This window comes from Sphingobium sp. OAS761 (genome assembly GCF_024168485.1).
GTDB lineage: Bacteria > Pseudomonadota > Alphaproteobacteria > Sphingomonadales > Sphingomonadaceae > Sphingobium.
Map to the genome: position 1 here is coordinate 145,778 of NZ_JALJVY010000008.1, position 19,300 is coordinate 165,077.

Sequence of the window (19,300 nt, forward strand, 5' to 3'; positions counted from 1 at the left end):
TGTGGGTAGCTTGGCAATGCCTGTGATCAACTTTCACGTCATTTCGCGGAGCAGCTCGCCACCGTCGAGCGCCCAGAACGCCGTTTTCCTCCGCGTAGATCATTGGAATGACTATTCGTTTGTCACGATGTTTGAGGTGTTCGCTTTTGACGAGCAGGGCGTTCGCCATGACCTGACCAACGTGAAAATCGGATTCAAAGGACAGGAAGAATCTGTTTCAACATACACGACGATATCCGAGCCGTTCGGAAAGCTCCCTGAGGGATATTTCTCTGCGGGTGTGGACGCCGATTACTATGTCAAAGTGCGAGACGAGTTCACCGAAGACTATCGTCAGGCATTTCTGATCGGCCTGCGTGATGTTGTATTTGATGATGCCGCACTTCAGCTTGCCGCAGACGAAAGAGTCTTCAAGACCTCTCATTTGCGATCCCTGAGCATTAATTCGTTGGAAGGCCAGTTTCGGCGCATTCTGGCGGGCCATGCTCCGGTTACTGATTACGATTTCCGTTTCACACTTGACCCCCGATCTAATCGCGCCGGCTACCAGCTCCCTTTTAAGGTTTCTGCCCATTCAAGGCCGAGTACCAACATCCACGCGCTGATCGGCCGCAATGGTGTAGGTAAGACAACCCTGTTGAACGAAATGATTCGGTCGGTCGCCACCGGCGCAACCGATGGCGCGCGGTTTGAAGCCGAAGACCATTGGGGGATCGAGTTTCAGCCGATAGGCCCGAGCTATTTTAGCAGCGTCGTATCAATCTCATTCAGCGCCTTTGATCCATTCAATCCGCCAGACGAGCAGCCCGACCCCACCGTAGGAACATGCTACTTTTATATCGGCTTGAAAGACTACGCCGATCAGGACGGCGCGCTGCTTAAATCGCTCAATGACCTCTATGGAGAGTTCGTCGAGAGCTTAGACATTTGCTTGAGTGAGGTAGGCAAGCGACGGCGTTGGCTTTCCGCGATCCAGACGCTGGAAAGCGATGATAATTTCGCAGACATGAACCTCGCACGATTGAGCGACCTAGACGGCGACGCGCGGAAGCAGACTGCGCTTTCCCTACAGAAACGCATGAGTTCGGGGCATGCGATCGTACTGCTGACGATTACCAAACTAGTTGCGCGTCTCGAGGAGAAAACGCTAGTTCTCTTCGATGAGCCGGAGAGCCATCTGCATCCGCCGCTATTGTCAGCTTTGGTCCGAAGCCTCAGCGAGTTGCTATACGATCGCAATGCAGTGGCAATCATTGCAACGCACTCGCCGGTGGTTCTACAGGAGATACCCAAATCCTGTGTTTGGAAGATTAATCGCGTGGGGCTGGCATCTTCGTCATCTCGTCCGGAGAGCGAGACTTTCGGTGAAAATGTCGGCCTCCTGACGCGCGACGTATTTGGTCTGGAGGTAGCCAAGTCGGGGTTCAACGCCTTGCTCGCCAAGGAGGCGGAGCAAGCTCCGACCTACGAGCAAGCGCTTGACGCTTTCAAGCAGCAGGTCGGATTTGAGGGGCGCGCCATTCTCAAGGCGCTCATGCACGGACGAGGCAAGCAATAGACTATGCGCCGCTTGCCCGCTCCGACCATCGATTTCTGCACCGCCCTGACCGAAGCCACAAATGGGATCGGGAGTGCGACCACTCAGGCTCACTATCGGGCACAGATCACAAATCCGAACGCGGTTGCAATAGAGGCGGCGTTTCAAGTGAATGCGCAGGCTGCGATGCTTTATAGCTTCCCCCGCATTGCAAGTGGCGCTGGCGATCCTGTCATTCATGGGAACTTGCGGAAGTCAGACCTAACCCAGCTCTATACCCAGTACTTCGTCCCAAAGGAGAAGCCAGCACGTCGGCTTTATGACCAGCTCAAAATCACGGCCAACGGCAAGTGCCCCCTGTGCGGCGATATCGGGCATGTGCGCACGCTCGATCATTATGTTCCGAAAGCGAATTTCCCGCTTTATTCCGTAATGCCCGGAAACTTGATTCCGTGCTGTCGCGATTGCAACACTGAGAAGCTTGACGCCTTTTCAGCAACGCTCGATGGACAGACGCTCCATCCCTATTTCGACGATGCGAAGTTTTTCAATGAGCAATGGGTTGCCGCTCGGGTTATCGCAGGCGCCCCGCCCGTCATCGAATATTACGTCTCGCCACCGGGTCACTGGTCCCCGGCTGAAAGGAACCGCGTAGCTGCTCATTTTACACAATATGGCCTAGCGGAACGGTTTGCTGTAGAAGCTGGAGCAGACCTGCCGGAAACGATCGACACCCGGAGAACGACGCTACATGGCTTTAATCCGCAAGAATACTCGGACTATCTGCGGGAAAAGAGCGAGAATATGAGCCTACCCGTGAACAACTGGCGCAGAGTGATGTTCTCATCGCTTGCCAAAGATAATTGGTTCTGTGCGCATCCGCATTGATATTCGGAAAAACGGATAGATTGCTAGCGGCCTTTTTAGACGTTGCCATGCTGGTCGAGCAAATGCTGAACGTCGCCTGATGAAAAGCCTGACGTTCTGTATGCCAATCAGGAACCGCAGAAATGTTTCAATGTCAGTCGTTCCCACCATCGCCCATAGCTGCCTGACGAAACGGCAGGTTTCGGGAACATGCAGCTTCCGGTTGAACGGCTGATTCTGGCGCATTGCCGCCTGTCAGAGATTTTTGGCGATAAACCTCAGACGTTCGCGGTTGTCCATAAATCTCTGCAACGGAACTGACCATTACCGGGTGTCCGGCAATCACCGTTTCGGGTTTTGGTGAGGGCGGAATGACACCTAGCCAGCCTTACCCTGCTCGTTCTCGCGGCGTTCGACTTCTCGTTCCAACACTTCCCGAATGAAGGCTGCGCGGCGCTGCCGCCCCACCAACTTGTCGATCCGCTCACCGAGACCCTCGGGCAATCGGATGTTCGTCGATTTCACGTTCAGCGGTGGTCTTCCCATACTTGCGTCGTAACCGCGTGTGACACCCGTTCAATCAGAACCAGAATAACCGGTGCCGGTTATTGAGCATTGCTTTCCTTTTGTGCTATAAGCGGTGCCGCTTAATGCTCCGAACGCATCTTGATGCGGCCGGGACAGCGAACTGAGGAAGGCAGGTCCATGATTTCATCCGTTTCTCGCTTGAGTGATTCGCAGATCAGCACATCGCGCCGTGCCTTACTGCGCGGATTAACCATCGCGCCGGTTGCCGCATCGGCGATTGCCTCGCCCTGGGAGGGCGCACTGGGGGCGCTTCACCAACGCTACGAAGACGAACCCGCGACGCTTACTCGGACGACGGAGGGGCGAAGCATGAGCCGCTTCCGCTATCACAACGCAGAACGCTGGATGACCACGCTGGAAGCGGATTTCCTCGCAGAGCCGCGATTTGCGCGAGAAGCCCTGCATCAGGCCGGTTTCGTCACCCAGCAGGCCCTGTGCGCCTATCTACTGGACATGGGCTTTGCCGATGCGTGGAACGCCCGCCACATCAAGCAGGACGTCGCCAAGGCGCTGGCCTACGCCAATGCCTGCGGCTTTGGCCATGACTGCCCCGACATGGCGCGGCTGGCGGCGGTTCTCTCGCCCTATTGGAAATGGGGCTATCATTATCATGATTGGGAGGAAGACCGGCCCCGCACGGGCGGCTTCATTCCCGCCATGATTACGCCCCTTGTGCGTGCCTTGGTGGACCGGGTTCATGATGTGACCGGTCACCCACGCCCGAGGGGTTGCCAGCGCCGCACACAGAAGGCGCGGTCATGATGCTGCGCACCGATGCCGATCATCTTCCCGCGCTGATCCGCGACGAGCTTCTCCATGTCACGAAGGTCTTGTTCGAGGCATTCAAGGAAACGACCAAAGGCCGATGTTCGGAACATTTCCGAGCGGGCCGTATCCTTACCGTGATCCTGTGCGGCCCCCATGCCGAAAAAGAATGGGAAGACATCGCGCCGGGGGAAGCGTTCCGCCTGTTGGCGATCGTCAACTATCCCCGCCTTGCCCGCAGCGAACGCGACTGGCGGCTGGTGCGTGACCGGCTGCGCCGCGCGTGGGAGCATGGCGAAATTGCCCGTCCGGTGCGGTTATCTGTGGAAAGCCTTGAGCGGGTCAACGGCGCTCTTGTCGAAGGAGTCCCGCATTTCGTCACGATCGCCGAGCAGGGTATTGCGCTCTACCAAATGGAGGGCTTGCAGCTCAAAGAGCCGCGCCGCCTTCCGGTGCGGGAACGGGCTATCCGGGGTGTAGGGGAGTTCATCCATCGGCATAAGCGCGGAACCGAATTTCTAGTAGGCGCGGTGTTCTATCGTAACCGGGGCGATGCGCCGATGGCTGCGCTGATGTTGCATCAGGCGTGCGAGCATTTCTATTTGAGCGTGTTGTGGTCGATCAACCTCCACGCCCCTCGCACCCATGCTTTGGATGAACTGCGCGAGGCGGCGGAAGCGCTGGACCTGCGTCTGTGTTCGGCATGGCCGGGAGACAGCCAGTTCGAGCGCCGCGCGTTCGGCTGCATCCGCCGGGCCTATGTCGAAGCGCGCTATGGGCGATCCTACCGCATTTCGAGCGAGGAACTGTCATGGGCGTTCGCGCGGGTGGAGATATTGCAGGAACGGGCAGCGTCCGCCTGCGCAGATCATCAGGCTTCGCTTGCCGCAAACCAGCCTGCGCCGATGCTTTCGCCGCCCGAAGAGCCGACGACAGCGATAGCGCTTTCCCGGCCCGTGCGTCGCGCCAATATGCTGCAACGGACATGGCGGATCGTGCGACGAGTTGTCCCGCGACAGGGCCGATGGAATTCACCCATTCCGCTTCGCCGATTCTGGCACTCCGATAGGTTCATGGATTGGGTTGACCATCTGACCTTGGTGATTGTCTGCCTGTGCTTCTTCATGGCTGGCGCGGAGGCAACGCTATGGCGTTTAAGGTCCGCGCAGGTCGTCCGTTCCGAACCCGCCGACCTGTCCGCCATACTGGACTTCGACGTGCGCGCGGACACAGCGCTTGGCGCGGTCATGGACGTTGCGCAAAGGGCGGGATACCGGGTCAAGGCTAATGAAGACATTTGGACCGTGCGGTGGACCGGGGCCTATCGCGCCAAGGCGACGACCTTCGACGCGCTGGCGGACATTCTCTATGGCTCCGGCCTGTGTCCTGCGATCCGGGAGAGCGTCATCACCGTGCGCTATTGCGACAAGAGCAGCCCACCCATGGCGGCGATGGTCGAGTATCAGGCAGAACCGGACAGCAATGTGCGCTTGTCAGTTTCGCGCTAACCGCTGCCTTGTTCCGACTCGAAGGCCCGCTTGCCCTTCCGCTTCCAGAGGGCAAGCGCATTGCCGCGTTCCTCTCCGCGCAATCGGTCAGCAACGGTGAGAAACGCGCCGTAGAGGGTTGCGCGGTCGTCGTCGGTCAGATCGACCAGCCCCGCCTTGATGACGAGGCCGCCCAGTTCGATCAGATGCCGCGTGCGTTCACGGCGTGCGACGGCCCAGTCCCGCATGTCGGTTCGTGCCTTTCGTGCTTCAAGCCGATGCCGCGCCGCCATCGAGCGGGAGAGTGCCGCTTTGCTGGCCAGAAGGTCCGCCCGCAGGCTTGCCGCCCTTGCCGAGAAAGAAGCCTGCGCCCGCCTTGCGCCATCCCTCCTTTGTTGCGGCGTCCTTCACCGTGGCGGCATGGAGTAGTGCCCCAGCCAGCACATCGGCGTCGAGTGCGTCGGCCCCGGTTGCCGTCACCAGTTCGCCAAGCTGGCGCACGCGCCGTTCCTTGAGCGCCCTGGCCTTGTCGGCGAGGGCTTTGAGTTCCGAATCAAAATCGCGGGGCTTACGCATCGTAAAGTCTCCATTGAGTGATGATGGCGCTATGATAAGATGATCCCTCCACAAGCGCAGTAGAGTCGCCGGGACAGCCTGACACCGCCTAGTCCCGTCCGAGAAATTTTCGAGAAGGGCGCGCTTATACGTCGTTCCGACGTGCGCTCAGTAGTGTAAATGGTATGTCGCTATGGCGATCTTCCATTTCTCCGTTCAGGTCATCTCTCGCGCGACCGGCCGCTCCGCCGTCTCCGCTGCCGCCTATCGTGCGGGCGAGCGGCTGCACGACGAGCGCCTTGATCGGCCCCAAGATTTCCGCGCCCGCTCCGGCGTCGAGCATAGCGAAATCATGCTGCCGGAAGGCGCGCCGGAACAATGGCGCGACCGCGAGCGGCTGTGGAACGATGTCGAGGGATTCGAGAAGCGCAAGGACGCCCAGCTTGCCCGTGAGGTCGAGTTCGCCATCCCGCGCGAAATGACCAAGGCGCAGGGCATCGAACTGGCTCGCGATTTCGTGTCCGCGCAGTTTGTCGATCGCGGCATGATCGCCGACCTCAACGTGCATTGGGATATCGGCGCGGATGGCCAGCCCAAACCGCACGCCCATGTCATGCTTACCATGCGGGAGGTTGTGCAGCGCGAGGACGGCACCGCTTGCTTCGGGGCGAAGGTCCGCGAATGGAATGAGCATGGCAATGTCGAGCGCTGGCGCGAACGCTGGGAGAGCCACGTCAACACACGCCTTGCCGAACTCGACATCGACGCGCGCATCGATCGCCGCAGCCTTGCCGATCAGGGCATCGACCTTGAGCCGCAAAGCAAGATCGGCGGCCCTGCGCACCGGATGGACGCGCAAGGGCTCGAAGCCGATCGCGCCGAGATGCACCGCGAGATCGCGCGGGAGAATGGCGAACGCATTATCGCCGATCCTAGCATTGCGCTCAACGCCATCACTCACCAACAGGCGACATTCACCAACCGCGACATGGCGATGTTCATCCACCGGCATAGCGACGGGCAGGAGCAGTTCAACGTCGCCATGCGCGCGGTGCGCAATTCGCCCGACCTGATCGCACTGGGCAAGGACGGGCGCGGCGACGAGCGGTTTACCTCTCGCGAGATGATCGAGACCGAGCAGCGGATGAGCCGTGCGGCGGACAGGCTGGCGATGGACCGGAGCGATGGTCTCTCGGCGGCGGCGACCTACGCGAGTCGCGCCGCCGAGAGTGGTGGCCTTGCCCTGGGAGCAGAGCAGGAAGCCGCGCTGCGCCATGTAACGGGTGGGCGCGGATTGTCACTGGTGCTGGGTTATGCCGGGACCGGCAAAAGCGCCATGCTGGGCGTCGCGCGCGACGTGTGGGAAAGCGCGGGGCTGAATGTTCGCGGCGCAGCGCTTGCGGGCATCGCCGCCGAGGGACTGGAGAATGGCTCCGGCATCGCCTCGCGCACCATCGCCAGCATGGAACATGGCTGGGCGCAGGGCCGCGATCTTCTAACCTCCCGCGATGTGCTGGTGATCGACGAGGCGGGCATGGTCGGCACGCGCCAGATGGAGCGCGTGCTGTCCCATGCCGCCGACGTTGGCGCGAAGGTCGTTCTTGTCGGTGATCCGCAGCAATTGCAGTCGATCGAGGCAGGCGCGGCGTTCCGCGCGATCCATGAGCGCCATGGCGGCGTCGAGATCACGCAAGTTCGCCGCCAGCATGAAGGCTGGCAGCAGGATGCTACGCGGCATCTGGCGACCGGCAGAACCGGCGAGGCGATTGCCGCCTATACCGACAAAGGCATGGTGCATCAGGCCGAGACGCGCGAGGATGCGCGGCGCGATCTTGTCGAGCGCTGGGATCGCGAAAGGCAGGCAAACCCTAACGCCAGCCGCATCATCCTGACCCACACCAATGCAGAGGTGCGCGACCTCAACGAGGCCGCGCGCGTCATGATGCGCGATGCGGGCGAATTAGGCGACGAGCGCCAGGTGAAGACCGAGCGTGGCGACCGCCTTTTCGCGTCGGGCGACCGCATCATGTTCCTGCGCAACGAACGCAGCCTTGAGGTCAAGAACGGCACGCTGGGCACAATCGAGAAGGTGGACGAAGGCCATATGTCCGTCCGCACCGATGACGGGTGTGTCGTATCGTTCGACACCAAAGATTATCATGACCTCGACCATGGCTATGCCGCCACCATCCACAAGGCGCAGGGCATGACCGTGGACAAGGCGCATGTGCTGGCGACGCCGGGCATGGATCGCCATGGGGCTTATGTCGCCATGTCCCGCCATCGCGACGGCATGGCGCTTCATTATGGCCGAGACGATTTTCGCGATCAGTCCCGGCTTGTCCGCACGCTTTCACGCGAGCGCGGCAAGGACATGGCGACCGATTACAGACAAGCCGACACCGCAAGGGAATATGCCGAGCGGCGTGGCATTAGCTTTGGCGAACGGGTCGCGGAAATCGTCAGGCCCATCGTCGAGAAGGCGCGCGGGATCTTCGACAATTTCCGGCCCAATATCCCGCAGCATGGACGCGACATATTTGCGGGCTTCCAGCCGATGGCCGAACCGCCCGCGCAGGAGCGGGCCGTTCAGCGCCAGCCCGAACATGACGCGCCGCCGATGCGCGCGGGCGGCGTGCGCGGCGCGGTGGAGCGCTATGCCAAGGCATGGCAAGCGATCCAGCAGACGCGCGCACAGGGCGTGGACGCCATGCCCCACCAGCGCGAGGCACTGGACAGGGCGCGAGATGCCTTGGACGCCATCCGCCCCGAAGGGTCTTCGGACTTGAACAGCGCCTTCCGCAGCAGCCCGGAGCTTGTCCGCGAGGCCGCCGAGGGGCGCGGCCAGGCCGCCGTGCGGGCGATGCAGTTGGAAACCGAAATCCGCATGGACCCGTTCCAGCGGGCTGACCGATTTGTGGAAGGCTGGCAGCGGTTGCAGCGCCATCATGCCGAGCTTGTGCGCGACGGCAATTTCCGGGGCGCGAAAAGTGCCGCGCAGCAGATGGCGGGCATGGCGAAGAGCCTCGAACTCGACGCCCAGCTTGAATCGGTTCTGGGCCTGCGCAGCCGCGAGCTTGGGCTTGAGATCGGCCAGCAGGCGGGCCGCAGCCTCTCCCACGACCTCGCATCCGCCATTCCCTTCGATCACGGACGCGACATCAGTCGCGGCATGAGCCGCTAATCCCAAGGAGAACATGACATGGACGACGAGCAGAGCCTTTTGAATGAACCGGAGCCGGAACCCCGGCCCAATGCCGCCGCCGAGGCGTTCGCGGACCTCTCGGAGCGCGTCGCCCGTATGGAAGAGCGGTTAGACGGGCGCATGGCTGTGATGGCCCGCGCGCTTGAGCATATCGCCATCGAGAAGCAGAGCCTGGAGTTCCCCGACTACGGCCCGACGCTTGCCAAGATGAACGGCTATCTTGCGACGTTGGCGGGGCAGATGAAGACAATCATGGAAGCACCCGCCATGCAGTTGACGCCTGAAAGCATGGCCGAGCGGATTGATGTGGCGGCGGATGCCGCACGAGCGACGGACAAGGCGACCATCAAGAAATCGTTGGAATTGCATCATCAAGCCCATGCGGATCAGATGCGCGCGGTCGGGGTCATTCGGACCAAACAGAAACAGCGCTGGCAGATTTTCTATTGCAGCGGAGGCGCGGCACTGGCCGTGTCGCTTCTGTGGATGATCTATCCCGGCTGGGCGGCTAGCATCGGCCCGCAAAGCTGGTTCTGGCCGGAACGGGCGGCCCGTCGCACGCTCGGCGAGCCTACGCTGTGGGATGCCGGTATCCGCCTTATGCGAGCCGAGAACCCGGAAGGTTGGCAAGCGATTGTGGACGCCGCCGACTTGGCTCGCGAGAACCGCGACACCATTGCGGCGTGCGAGAAGACGGCCACTAAAGCAGACAAATCAGTGCGTTGCACCATCAGTATAAGGAAGCATTGAACGTGTTGGGGCGCGCAGCCTCGAAAGCCGAGTAACGAACAACTGCAATTTATCGGACAGATGGCTACCTTCGATCCTTAAACAATGCGGTCATGCTTCTTCCTCAACGCCCAATTTCCCGAAGCAAAATTTCCGCCTGCGCCAGCACGGTCTGAACTGCCTCATCGGCAAGGTCCGGGGGGTATCCGTATTTTTTGAGGATGCGTTTCACCATTACGCGCATCCGCGCCCGCGCGCTTTCGCGTTGGTGCCAATCGACGGTTACGTTGCTGCGTAGCTGCTCCAGCAGTTCGTGGGCGATCACCCGCAAGCGTTCATTGCCCATCGCTTCAACGGCGCTCTCATTCTCGGCAAGGGCATCATAGAAGGCGATTTCCTCAAGGCTCAGCCCTTGTTCCTCACCCCGCGCGCGGGCGGTCTGCATATCCTTGGCAAGTCCGATCAGCGCCTCGATCATCTCCACGGCGGAAATGGCTCCCGCATGATAGCGGGCCACCGCTTCCTCCAGCCGGTTGGAGAAGGTGCGGCTTTCAACGAGGTTGGTTTTGGAGCGGCTTACAATCTCACCGTTGAGGAGCTTCTTCAACGCCTCCAGCGCAAGGTTCTTCTTCTCCATCTTGCCGACTTCCATCAGGAACTCGTCGGACAGGATCGAAATGTCCGGCGACTGAATGCCTGCCACCTTGAGAATGTCGATGATTTCGGAGGAGGCCACCGCCCGATCGACAAGCTGCTGGACAGCAAAAGCCCGATCTTTCTCGCTGATCTTGCCCGTCGCTGTGGTCTTGGCCAGCGCCGCCCGGATCGCCTGAAAGAAGCCGACCTCATCGCGGATCGTCCGGGCTTCGTCGCTGGCGGAAGCGAGCGCATAGGCTTTGGAGAGTCCCAGCACCATGTCGAGAAACTGCCGATGCGCGCGCTTCTTGTCCTCAACGTCCTTCTGCTTGGCCGCCTGAGATTCCTGCCAACGCAGCACCCAGTCAATGGCACCGCCCAGACAGATCAGCCGTTCGCGCGGCTGGCCATCAATGCCGGGGCGGTAATCGAAGCCGTGGAACAGATCACGGATCGCCTCATAGCGTTCCATCAAAGCCGCCACCGCTGCGGATTCATTGATGCCGGTCTTATCGCGGTCGCTATCGGTATATTGGCCAAGCGCGCTGCGAAGGCTCTGCGCCACGCCGATATAGTCGACCACCAGCCCACCGGGCTTGTCTTTGAATACGCGGTTCACGCGCGCAATCGCCTGCATCAGCCCGTGGCCACGCATCGGCTTGTCAATATACATGGTGTTCATGCACGGCGCGTCGAAGCCGGTCAGCCACATATCGCACACAATGACGAGGCGCAGCGGATCGTCCGGGTTGCGCGCACGCTTGGCGAGGTCGTCCCGCCGCTTCTTCGCGCCGATATGCTGTTGCCATGACAGCGGATCGGACGCCGCGCCGGTCATCACGATTTTGACCATGCCCTCGCGATCATCGGTAGAATGCCAGTCCGGCCGCAACAAGACGATCCGGTCATACAGAGCCACGCAAATGCGGCGGCTCATGCACACGGCCATCGCCTTCCCGTTCATAGCCTCGATGCGCGCCTCAAGATGCGTCACCAAGTCTGCCGCGATTTGTTCCAGCCGCTTGTCGGAACCGACAAGGGCTTCGACGGCGGACCATTTCGCCTTCATCTTCTCTGCTTCGGTCAGCGATTCATCTTCGATCAGCGCCTCAATCTCAGCGTCGATCAGCGGCTTTTCGTCCTCGTTGAGTTCGATCCGCGCCAGTCGGCTTTCATAGAAGATCGGCACCGTCGCGCCGTCCTCGACCGCGCGGCTGATGTCGTAAATGTCGATATATTCGCCGAAGATCGCCGGGGTGTTGATGTCCGTCGCCTCAATCGGCGTGCCGGTAAAGCCCATGAAGGATGCGTTGGGCATAGCTTGTCGGATGTAATGGGCATAGCCATAGCGGCGCAGGCCGGTTTCGCGGTTGAGCTTGGATTCAAAGCCATATTGGCTGCGGTGCGCCTCGTCCGCGATCACGATGATGTTGCGCCGGTCAGACAGCATCGGGAAGCTCTCGTCGCCGCGCTCCGGCGAGAATTTCTGCACGGTCGTGAACACGACGCCGCCCGCCGCCTTGTCGAGAAGTTGCTTCAAATCATAACGACTGTCCGCCTGTTCCGGTTTCTGGCGGATGAGGTCGCGGCACAGACCGAACGTGCCGAAAAGCTGATCGTCCAGATCATTGCGATCCGTCAGGATAACCAGCGTCGGGTTTTCCAGCGCCGCCGATTTCACCGCCAGTCCGGCAAAGAACGCCATTAACAGGCTCTTGCCCGATCCCTGGGTGTGCCAGATGACACCGATCTTGCGGTCACCATCCGGGCGCGTCGCCTCAATCGCCTGCCGCACGGCCTTCTGCGCGCCGTGGAACTGGTGATAGCCTGCGATGATCTTGAACGGCCCTTCGCCCTTGTCGCCAAACACGATGAAGTCACGGATCAGCGCGAGCAGGTTTTCGGGGGTGAACACCCCGCGCAGCAGCGTTTCGAGTTCCGGCGTGCCGCGATGGGCAAAGTCCTGCCCATCCACCGTCCGCCACGGCATGAAGCGTTCCTGATCGGCAGTGATCGACCCGATCCGCGCCTCCATCCCGTCGGACGTGACCAGAACCGCATTGGTGCTGAACAGGCTGGGGATTTGGTGCAGATAGGTCTGCAACTGATTATAGGCGTCGCCCAATGTCGCGTTCTGCGAAGCGGCGTTCTTCAATTCCAACACCGCCAGCGGCAGGCCGTTGACGAACAGCACCACGTCCGGGCGGCGATTGGCGCGGTTCTCAACCACGGCAAACTGATTGACCGCCAGCCAGTCGTTCGCGTCCGCGCGGTCAAGATCGATCAACCAGATTTTGGTCGCGGCGGTCTGTCCCCTGTCGTTACGAAATTCGACATCGACGCCTTCGGTCAGCAGCTTGTGGATGCGCCGGTTTTCCTCGACCAGCGAGGGCAGTTCTCCAGTCAGCACCCGCCGCAGGGCTTCGTTTCGGGCGGGTTCGGGCGCATCGGGGTTGAGCCGCGCAATCGCCGCCTCCAACCGTCCGACAAGGATCACATCGCTATTGGATCGCCGCTCCGGCGCGACGCCATCGGGCGCAAGGATGGAGCCGTGGAGATAGGTCCAGCCCAGCTCTTGCAGCGTTTCCAGCGCCGCCAGCTCAACGATATTTTCCGTGATACTCATACCGGGGCCGCCTGTCTGTTTTGTGCCCCCATCCGGTGAGCGGTTCCGATAATCGGAAGAAATCTTGATTTTCGTCGGGTAGTTATGTATATAGCTCTTATGGGTCAGTCACTGCGTAGCGGGGGCTGGCTCTATTTTTTTGGCAGGACGACCAAGCCGAAACCGTCCGTTTTGCCGGTCGCGCTCCGTCGCAGCTTGCTTTCGACAATCGCCCAATCGGCCTTGTCGGGCTTGCCCAGAACGTGGCGTCCAATGGGCGACACGACCAGATCGGCCAGTTGCAGCCCGGCGATATTCTCTTTCTTATCACGCAGATGCAGCCCCCTCACGCGCCGCTCTATGTCGGCGGCCTGCATGAACCGCGTGCCTTGAATCTTGAGGTTCAACCAAGCGAGTTCAATGCCGCGATCCAGCGTGCTACCGCGCTTCTCGGCCACGATCACGCCGCCGCCCGCAACCGCCCCGACATCAAGGCAGAAGCGTTCCACCAATATGTCGAGGCTCAGCATATAGGGATCAACGGCGGCCAGCCCATACCGCTGGAGATGCACGTCCTTATGCACGACGCAGGACACCACCTGATATTCGAGCCGCGCCATGAGCGCGTTCATCTCCGCATAGAACGCTTCCCGAAAGCCAGTGTCTTTCAACCGCTCAAATCCGGCGCGGTTGCGGGCGATGTCAGCCGTGTGCAGCACGATGTCCGTGGTGCCGAACATCGTCATTTTGAACTGATCGAGCGCAGCCGCAACTTCGGTGCGGGCGTAGTCCCGGTCCATGATGACGCCGCCCAACACAAACACCGGATAGAGCGGATCAATCACCGACAGATTGTGATCGCCGGACTCATCAAGAAACAGAACCTTCATGCCGCCGTGCCGCCCGTCGCTTGGGCCAGCACCGCCGCCCGTATTTCGTCGTTATCGAAGTAGGCATCTTCCAGCCCTTTCGCGCCGGTGAAATCCGCTTCCAATATATTGTCGGCATTACGGAAATCAGCGTTCTTAAACCAGCAGTCTTTGAATGAGGTTTGTTGAAGATCGGCATTATGGAAGGGGCCATAGTGCGTTTGATCCCAGCACCACTGGCCATCCCCCAAATCTTCAGCATACCCATTTTCTTCCGGCGGGGGTTCAGTCCAAGCCAATTCCGCACCATTGAACGTGGATTGGCTCACGTCCGTTTCGTTGAATGAGCAATCCACGAAGCGCGCATAATTTGAACCAGAAATGCCAAATCCGCCAAACGGATTGAACGGCGAGAAGGTTACGTTCCGGCAACTGATCCGGTCGAAATCGACTTCAACCATATGAACGGTGCTATCGCCAAACCGCTCGCCCCACTGGCCATTGAAGAAGGTTGACCCATCTATTTTCTCGATGCCTTGTTCGGCAAAATCGAACTTGCTCAGCCGCGCACCGGCCATGTCCAGTGCGAACTCGCCCAACCGATTGAGGCGGCGGATGGCACCTGCAATCCGCAAATGCGCCTCCGGGTGATCCCACCGCTTATAATCGTCGATCACCTCCCGTTGCCGGGCGATGTCCTGGCGCTTGTTGCGGCGATGCTCGAACAGCGCGAACACGATCAGGATGAAGAATACGTCCAGCGTCATCCCGCCCATTTCGGGCCAGAGATTGCTTAGGTCTTGGGGGTCAAGCCGCCACCAAAGATAGGTGATCGTGGCACAGGCGACGAACAGGCCAATGGCCATCGGGAAATTGGTTTCGCGCCAAAAGCTCCGCCAGTTCGCGGCGGCGCGGGACGTAGCCAGCCGGTTGCGCCAAATCTGAAGGTGTGACGGCTTACGGCGCATTCGTGGCCCGCCAACTGGCCTTGAAGAAATCGACCAAGCGCCGTGCGCCGGTTTCCGCAACGGCACGGTTGATGCTGTTGCTCATCAGGAATTTGCGGAATTCGATCTTGAGGCGAGTTTCTGATGCAGCGCGCTCTGGCCAATCGGTTCCAGCCATCCGTTCATACAGAGAGATGAGCTTGGATGCCCATCCGGCCAGCATTTCGGGCGGGTATTCGCTGTCGTTACGCACCGTGTTTCGCAACAGCTTGGCAATGGCATCTGCCGAAATTGGCTCACCTGCTATCAGTGTCGGATCAGGCTCGGCCAAAGCTCTATCCGCCATTTCCTCGATGGCCTGCGCCTCTGCCGCGTCGCGCCGTTCCTCTTCGATCAGGCGGCTGAGCCAGTCGTTGCTATATTTCGATGCCCCGCCCGGATCGGGAAACAGGTTGGCGTGGTGGATGTTCATTTTGCGGAGCGTGTTCAGGCACTCGACGCGGTTCTCATTCGGAACATGGATTTTGGCGATGTAGCGGGCGACATCCATCGGATCGTCCGGGTTGATGACTTCATTCTCGGCCAGTTCGTTGAGGATCGCGGAAACCAGATTTTCCCTGCCGCTGGGCGTGATCGTGAACAGCCCCGCCTGATTGACTAGCCGCGCATTCTCGTGGTGCGTCGGTTGAAAGATGATCTTCGACAGGCTTTCATCGGCGCGAATGGCAGTCATGTTCAGGCAGAAAACCGCGCGGGAGTCGTTAGGATTGATGTCGAGCACATCCGGTTCATCGAAGGCGAAGAACAGCGCGACATAGGGCGATTTGGTCCAGTCGATCAGCGGTGTTCGCAGGCCGTGATGCTGGCCGAAGGCCCAAAGTTCCTCATCGTCCAGCTTGCTGCAATCCAGCCCGCGCCCGCGCATGGCGAGGCGGAATTGGGCCAGCAGACTGGCTTCATGTTCGGCGGGAACGGAACCGCCATCGAACAGGCGGGCGAGCGTGGAGGAGAGGTGCCAGTCATGCCCGCGCTGCCCGCGATAAACGATTTCGCCCTTGGCCATGTTATGCTCCGGCGAGCGCATGGCAACGATGAACGCCTCCCAGCTTTCCACCCGGCAAGCCGGAACCAGCCCATCAATCCCCACATCGCCGATGGCATAGGTGGGAAACAGCGGCAGCGAGCGGAAATAGGGATTAGTCATCATGCAGCCTCAGCCTGCGGAGCAGCGCGCACCGCGCCGGACATCAGCCGGGGCAGGAGATAGTCGCGGGTTTCGGCGAGGGTGCGGTTTTCCAGTTCGTTGTGGATCATCCGATCCCAGAGTGGCTGCATGACCGCTGACATCGCCTCAATCGTCGGTTCAGGCGGGCAGACCGTTGCAGCGTTCGTCAGGTGCATCCGTTGGATATGCCCCATCGTGGTGGCCTTGGAGGCGGCGATAAGCTGGAACTCCGGCATATGGTGATGGACCCACAGGCCATAGAACCACTGCGGATAGACATCCGACGATACCTTGAAGAGGTGCTGATTGAGCGCCCCTTCGCCTTCGGTCCAAACCTTCGCCATCAAGCTGCCCGACCATGAGAAGATGAAGTCGCCATCCTTGATGATGTATTTGGCTGGCAACGTGCGAGCCGCCCTGTTGCTGCGTTCGGACAAGCCGTTGCGAAGTTCGGCAATCTTGATCACCGGCAGATCAGGTTCGCCCGGTTTGGCCGGGTGCTTTTGCAAAGCCAGTCCGTTGAGGAACTCTGCGATCGAGTCCAGTGGGCGCTCGCTCCAACCCACCGGCAAGCCATCATTGCCGAAGGCAACGGGAAAGAGGGCGGCGAGGTGGGCGGCGCGGGCGGGGTCTGGGGTCAGGCCGCCCATGATCGCCGCCGGATCAGTCGCGCCCGCCAAGGCACGGCGCACCGGGCCGAAATCAACAAACCAATCCCGAAAAATCGCCTGCGCCATCCCCTCCAGCGTCTCATTCATCCGCCGGTTGAGTTCGATCTTGTCGTCCAGCGGCTGCAAAACATCGACAATGTCTTGCTGTTCCTTGGGCGAAGGGAGCTTGAAGCGATGTGCCAGAATGCGACCGGGCGAAGTATGCTTGACCGTTGAGCCGGTCGCTCCTCCGACAATCTCATGCCGGTAGGGCCGCGTCCGCATTAGCCAAGCGATGAAACCCAAATTTGCCGACGCATCCTTTGCTATTACGCGCCCAATCCGCTGGTTGTGCAGTAGACGCGGCTTTATGACGGGCACGATAGCGGAGAAGCCAAGCGTATCGGCCTGTTTGCTGAGATCAGTCATCGTGACGATTACATCGCCCGGATTGAGCACATATTCCTTCGGCACCGGGCCGTTGTAGAACTTGGGCTTGTTGAGTTGAAAGCCGCCCCCAATCGCAAAGTTGCCGGGCGTCACGAGGATATCGCCGGTTGGCTCATCCGTGAAGAATTCACCCTTGAAGGCAAAGCCATGCTTGATGTCGATAAGTTCGCTCAATTGAGCGTCGCGCCATTCAGCCACCAACGACAACTCCGGCAAGGCGCTCACGAATTAGATTTGCGAGGCGCTCACTTTCGCCGAAATGTTCATCCAGCTTGCCCTGAAATGCCCCAAGCCGTTCTTCAAACGGGGTATCGTCTCCCTCCACATCTTCCGCCCCGACATAGCGGCCCGGTGTCAGGACGAAGCCATGCTTGCGGACTTCCTCCAGCGTCGCAGAGCGACAGAAGCCGGGGATGTCCTGATACTCGCCAAGCCCAGCCTCCGGCTTCGCCCGCCAGCGGTGATAGGCTCCGGTGATCGTCGCAATGTCGGCTTCCGAAAACTCGCGCCGCGTGCGGTCCACCATATGGCCCAGATTGCGAGCGTCGATGAAGAGGAAATGGCCCTTGCGATCGCGGTGGCCGTTTGCGCTCTTATCGCGGGCGAGGAACCACAGGCAGGCAGGAATCTGCGTCGAATAGAAAAGCTGACCGGGCAGCGCGACCATGCAATCCACCACGTCGCCTTCGATCATGGCCTTGCGAATGTCGCCCTCGCCCGATTGCTGCGACGACATGGAGCCATTTGCCAGCACCACGCCCGCCGTGCCGCGCGGGGCAAGGTGGTGGATGATATGCTGAAGCCACGCGAAGTTGGCGTTGCCCGCTGGCGGCTGGCCAAATTTCCAGCGCACGTCGCCTTCCAACTGCGGTTGCCACCAATCGGATATGTTGAACGGCGGATTGGCCATCGCATAATCGAATTTGAGCGTGGGGAAGGCATCGCTCAGGAACGATCCTTCATTGTTCCATTTGATGTCCGCGTCGATACCGCGCACGGCAAGGTTCATCTTGCAGAGCTTCCACGTCGTATGGTTGCGCTCCTGCCCATAGATGGCGATGTCGCTGCGACGGCCCTGATGGTTTTCGATGAAGCGTTCGGACTGCACGAACATCCCGCCGGACCCGCAGCACGGATCGTAAACCCGGCCATTGTGCGGCTCCAGCATCTCCACGATGGTCTGAACAACGGATCGGGGGGTAAAGAACTCGCCGCCGCGCCGCCCTTCCGCGCCAGCAAACTGGCTGATGAAATACTCATAGGCGCGGCCCAGCAGGTCTTTCGATTTGCCGTCCGCGCTGTGCATCCCGACTTTTGAAAACAGGTCGATCAGCTCGCCCAGCATCGTCTTGTCGAGCTGCGGGCGTCCATATTCCTTGGGCAGAACATCCTTGAGCACAGCAACATTGGCGCGTTCGATGGCGTCCATCGCATTGTCGATCAGATTGCCGATGTCGCCCACGCGCTCCTTGCCGGTGGTAACGTCGGTGAAGTTGATCTGCGGGCGCTTGGCATTGGCCTGCAAATGCTCCCACCGCGCTTCCTGCGGCACCCAGAACACGTTGGAGGCAAGATATTCCTCCGGGTCTTCAGGATCGGCATATTCTTCCAGCAGCAATTTGGCGCGGTGATACTCGAATGCTTCGGAAATATATTTGAGAAAAATCAGCCCCAGTGCGACGTGCTTGTATTCCGAAGGTTCAAGATTGCCACGGAGCTTATCCGCCATCTTGAACAGGTCCGCCTCAAAGCCGAGGTCGCTACCGCTATTTGCCTGAGATGCCATTGATTCTTGTTCCCCCTTGAAGAGGACTCTAGCGGGAAACGGCGTTGAACGGCAACGCAGATTGCTCCCTATCTCACTTCTAGAAAGCGGCTTATCCAAGCTGGCAGTTTGATGGCATTGGGCAGAAAACGCACAGGGGTGAACGCTCCTGACTGGAAATGGCTGCATCCCGTTCTGTTCCGAATGATGCCAGCGCGGCCCAATCAAAACGTGGGAACGAATGTGGCTTTGCCTTGGAAAGGTCTGGGGTTTATCGTGTAATAACAACACGATAAACCCCTTGACTGGTAGCGGAGGAGGGACTTGAACCCCCGACACGCGGATTATGATTCCGCTGCTCTAACCAGCTGAGCTACTCCGCCCCAAGGGCATCGCGCGGTGCCTGGGCGCCGCGGTGAG

At 60.0% G+C, this 19,300-nt stretch carries 14 protein-coding genes and 1 tRNA gene; 6 read left to right on the top strand and 9 right to left on the bottom strand.

Going from position 1 to position 19,300, the window contains the following annotated elements; genetic code table 11:
* Nucleotides 1-16 precede the first annotated feature (16 nt).
* The 4 genes from J3E64_RS12415 (at nucleotide 17) to J3E64_RS12430 (ending at nucleotide 5,265) form a co-directional block, all read left to right on the top strand.
* On the top strand, nucleotides 17-1,558 hold the full coding sequence (locus tag J3E64_RS12415) for an AAA family ATPase (protein WP_253343301.1): 1,542 nt from the start codon (nucleotides 17-19) through the stop codon (nucleotides 1,556-1,558).
* 3 nt (nucleotides 1,559-1,561) lie between these two features.
* Nucleotides 1,562-2,425, top strand: a complete 864-nt coding sequence (locus J3E64_RS12420) for an HNH endonuclease (protein ID WP_253343303.1) — start codon at nucleotides 1,562-1,564, stop codon at nucleotides 2,423-2,425.
* A gap of 876 nt (nucleotides 2,426-3,301) precedes the next feature.
* Nucleotides 3,302-3,754, top strand: a complete 453-nt coding sequence (locus J3E64_RS12425; protein ID WP_253343305.1) for a hypothetical protein — start codon at nucleotides 3,302-3,304, stop codon at nucleotides 3,752-3,754.
* Nucleotides 3,751-5,265 carry a HEPN domain-containing protein gene (locus tag J3E64_RS12430; RefSeq protein ID WP_253343308.1) on the top strand — a complete coding sequence of 505 codons (1,515 nt, stop codon included), beginning with the start codon at nucleotides 3,751-3,753 and terminating at the stop codon, nucleotides 5,263-5,265. Before J3E64_RS12425 ends, J3E64_RS12430 begins: the two co-directional genes overlap by 4 nt.
* Here J3E64_RS12430 and J3E64_RS12435 read toward each other — a convergent pair.
* Both J3E64_RS12435 and J3E64_RS12440 read right to left on the bottom strand, forming a co-directional pair.
* Nucleotides 5,262-5,492, bottom strand: coding sequence for a conjugal transfer protein TraD (locus J3E64_RS12435; protein WP_253343311.1), 231 nt, complete (start codon nucleotides 5,490-5,492; stop codon nucleotides 5,262-5,264). The two genes, J3E64_RS12430 and J3E64_RS12435, sit on opposite strands and share 4 nt — an antisense overlap.
* A 22-nt stretch (nucleotides 5,493-5,514) precedes the next feature.
* Nucleotides 5,515-5,820 (bottom strand): conjugal transfer protein TraD, encoded by a 306-nt coding sequence (locus J3E64_RS12440; RefSeq protein WP_253343313.1) that lies wholly within the window; start codon nucleotides 5,818-5,820, stop codon nucleotides 5,515-5,517.
* Between the two features lie 172 nt (nucleotides 5,821-5,992).
* On the opposite strand from J3E64_RS12440, the gene traA reads away from it, so the two are divergent.
* Both traA and J3E64_RS12450 read left to right on the top strand, forming a co-directional pair.
* A complete protein-coding gene (gene traA, locus J3E64_RS12445) occupies nucleotides 5,993-8,983 on the top strand; it encodes a Ti-type conjugative transfer relaxase TraA (protein WP_253343315.1) in 2,991 nt (996 codons plus the stop codon).
* A gap of 18 nt (nucleotides 8,984-9,001) precedes the next feature.
* A complete protein-coding gene (locus J3E64_RS12450) occupies nucleotides 9,002-9,754 on the top strand; it encodes a DUF6118 family protein (RefSeq protein WP_253343317.1) in 753 nt (250 codons plus the stop codon).
* A gap of 103 nt (nucleotides 9,755-9,857) precedes the next feature.
* On the opposite strand, the gene J3E64_RS12455 is transcribed toward J3E64_RS12450, so the two are convergent.
* The 7 genes from J3E64_RS12455 to J3E64_RS12485 form a co-directional block, all read right to left on the bottom strand.
* Nucleotides 9,858-12,995 carry a type I restriction endonuclease subunit R gene (locus tag J3E64_RS12455; RefSeq protein WP_253343318.1) on the bottom strand — a complete coding sequence of 1,046 codons (3,138 nt, stop codon included), beginning with the start codon at nucleotides 12,993-12,995 and terminating at the stop codon, nucleotides 9,858-9,860.
* A gap of 131 nt (nucleotides 12,996-13,126) precedes the next feature.
* Nucleotides 13,127-13,864, bottom strand: coding sequence for a DUF3800 domain-containing protein (locus J3E64_RS12460; RefSeq protein ID WP_253343320.1), 738 nt, complete (start codon nucleotides 13,862-13,864; stop codon nucleotides 13,127-13,129).
* The gene (locus J3E64_RS12465) at nucleotides 13,861-14,811 is read right to left on the bottom strand and encodes a pentapeptide repeat-containing protein (protein ID WP_253343322.1); all 951 of its coding nucleotides are present in this window, start codon (nucleotides 14,809-14,811) and stop codon (nucleotides 13,861-13,863) included. The genes J3E64_RS12460 and J3E64_RS12465 overlap by 4 nt, the downstream gene beginning before the upstream one ends.
* Nucleotides 14,801-15,997: an FRG domain-containing protein gene (locus tag J3E64_RS12470; protein WP_253343324.1), complete on the bottom strand. Its 1,197-nt coding sequence runs from the start codon at nucleotides 15,995-15,997 to the stop codon at nucleotides 14,801-14,803. Before J3E64_RS12470 ends, J3E64_RS12465 begins: the two co-directional genes overlap by 11 nt.
* Nucleotides 15,994-17,313, bottom strand: a complete 1,320-nt coding sequence (locus J3E64_RS12475; RefSeq protein ID WP_253343326.1) for a restriction endonuclease subunit S — start codon at nucleotides 17,311-17,313, stop codon at nucleotides 15,994-15,996. The genes J3E64_RS12470 and J3E64_RS12475 overlap by 4 nt, the downstream gene beginning before the upstream one ends.
* Complete coding sequence (locus J3E64_RS12480) at nucleotides 17,306-19,219, bottom strand: class I SAM-dependent DNA methyltransferase (RefSeq protein ID WP_253343328.1); 1,914 nt, start codon at nucleotides 19,217-19,219, stop codon at nucleotides 17,306-17,308. The genes J3E64_RS12475 and J3E64_RS12480 overlap by 8 nt, the downstream gene beginning before the upstream one ends.
* Nucleotides 19,187-19,263, bottom strand: a tRNA-Met gene (locus J3E64_RS12485). The genes J3E64_RS12480 and J3E64_RS12485 overlap by 33 nt, the downstream gene beginning before the upstream one ends.
* Nucleotides 19,264-19,300 lie beyond the last annotated feature (37 nt).

Excerpts from the sequence above, each read along its gene's own strand:
- J3E64_RS12420 (WP_253343303.1), top strand. The coding sequence starts at position 1,562 with ATGCGCCGCTTGCCCGCTCCGACCATCGATTTCTGCACCGCCCTGACC.
- J3E64_RS12465 (WP_253343322.1), bottom strand. The coding sequence starts at position 14,811 with ATGCGCCGTAAGCCGTCACACCTTCAGATTTGGCGCAACCGGCTGGCT.
- J3E64_RS12450 (WP_253343317.1), top strand. The coding sequence starts at position 9,002 with ATGGACGACGAGCAGAGCCTTTTGAATGAACCGGAGCCGGAACCCCGG.
- J3E64_RS12460 (WP_253343320.1), bottom strand. The coding sequence starts at position 13,864 with ATGAAGGTTCTGTTTCTTGATGAGTCCGGCGATCACAATCTGTCGGTG.
- J3E64_RS12440 (WP_253343313.1), bottom strand. The coding sequence starts at position 5,820 with ATGCGTAAGCCCCGCGATTTTGATTCGGAACTCAAAGCCCTCGCCGAC.
- traA (WP_253343315.1), top strand. The coding sequence starts at position 5,993 with ATGGCGATCTTCCATTTCTCCGTTCAGGTCATCTCTCGCGCGACCGGC.
- J3E64_RS12470 (WP_253343324.1), bottom strand. The coding sequence starts at position 15,997 with ATGATGACTAATCCCTATTTCCGCTCGCTGCCGCTGTTTCCCACCTAT.
- J3E64_RS12435 (WP_253343311.1), bottom strand. The coding sequence starts at position 5,492 with ATGCGGGACTGGGCCGTCGCACGCCGTGAACGCACGCGGCATCTGATC.
- J3E64_RS12430 (WP_253343308.1), top strand. The coding sequence starts at position 3,751 with ATGATGCTGCGCACCGATGCCGATCATCTTCCCGCGCTGATCCGCGAC.
- J3E64_RS12425 (WP_253343305.1), top strand. The coding sequence starts at position 3,302 with ATGAGCCGCTTCCGCTATCACAACGCAGAACGCTGGATGACCACGCTG.
- J3E64_RS12415 (WP_253343301.1), top strand. The coding sequence starts at position 17 with ATGCCTGTGATCAACTTTCACGTCATTTCGCGGAGCAGCTCGCCACCG.
- J3E64_RS12455 (WP_253343318.1), bottom strand. The coding sequence starts at position 12,995 with ATGAGTATCACGGAAAATATCGTTGAGCTGGCGGCGCTGGAAACGCTG.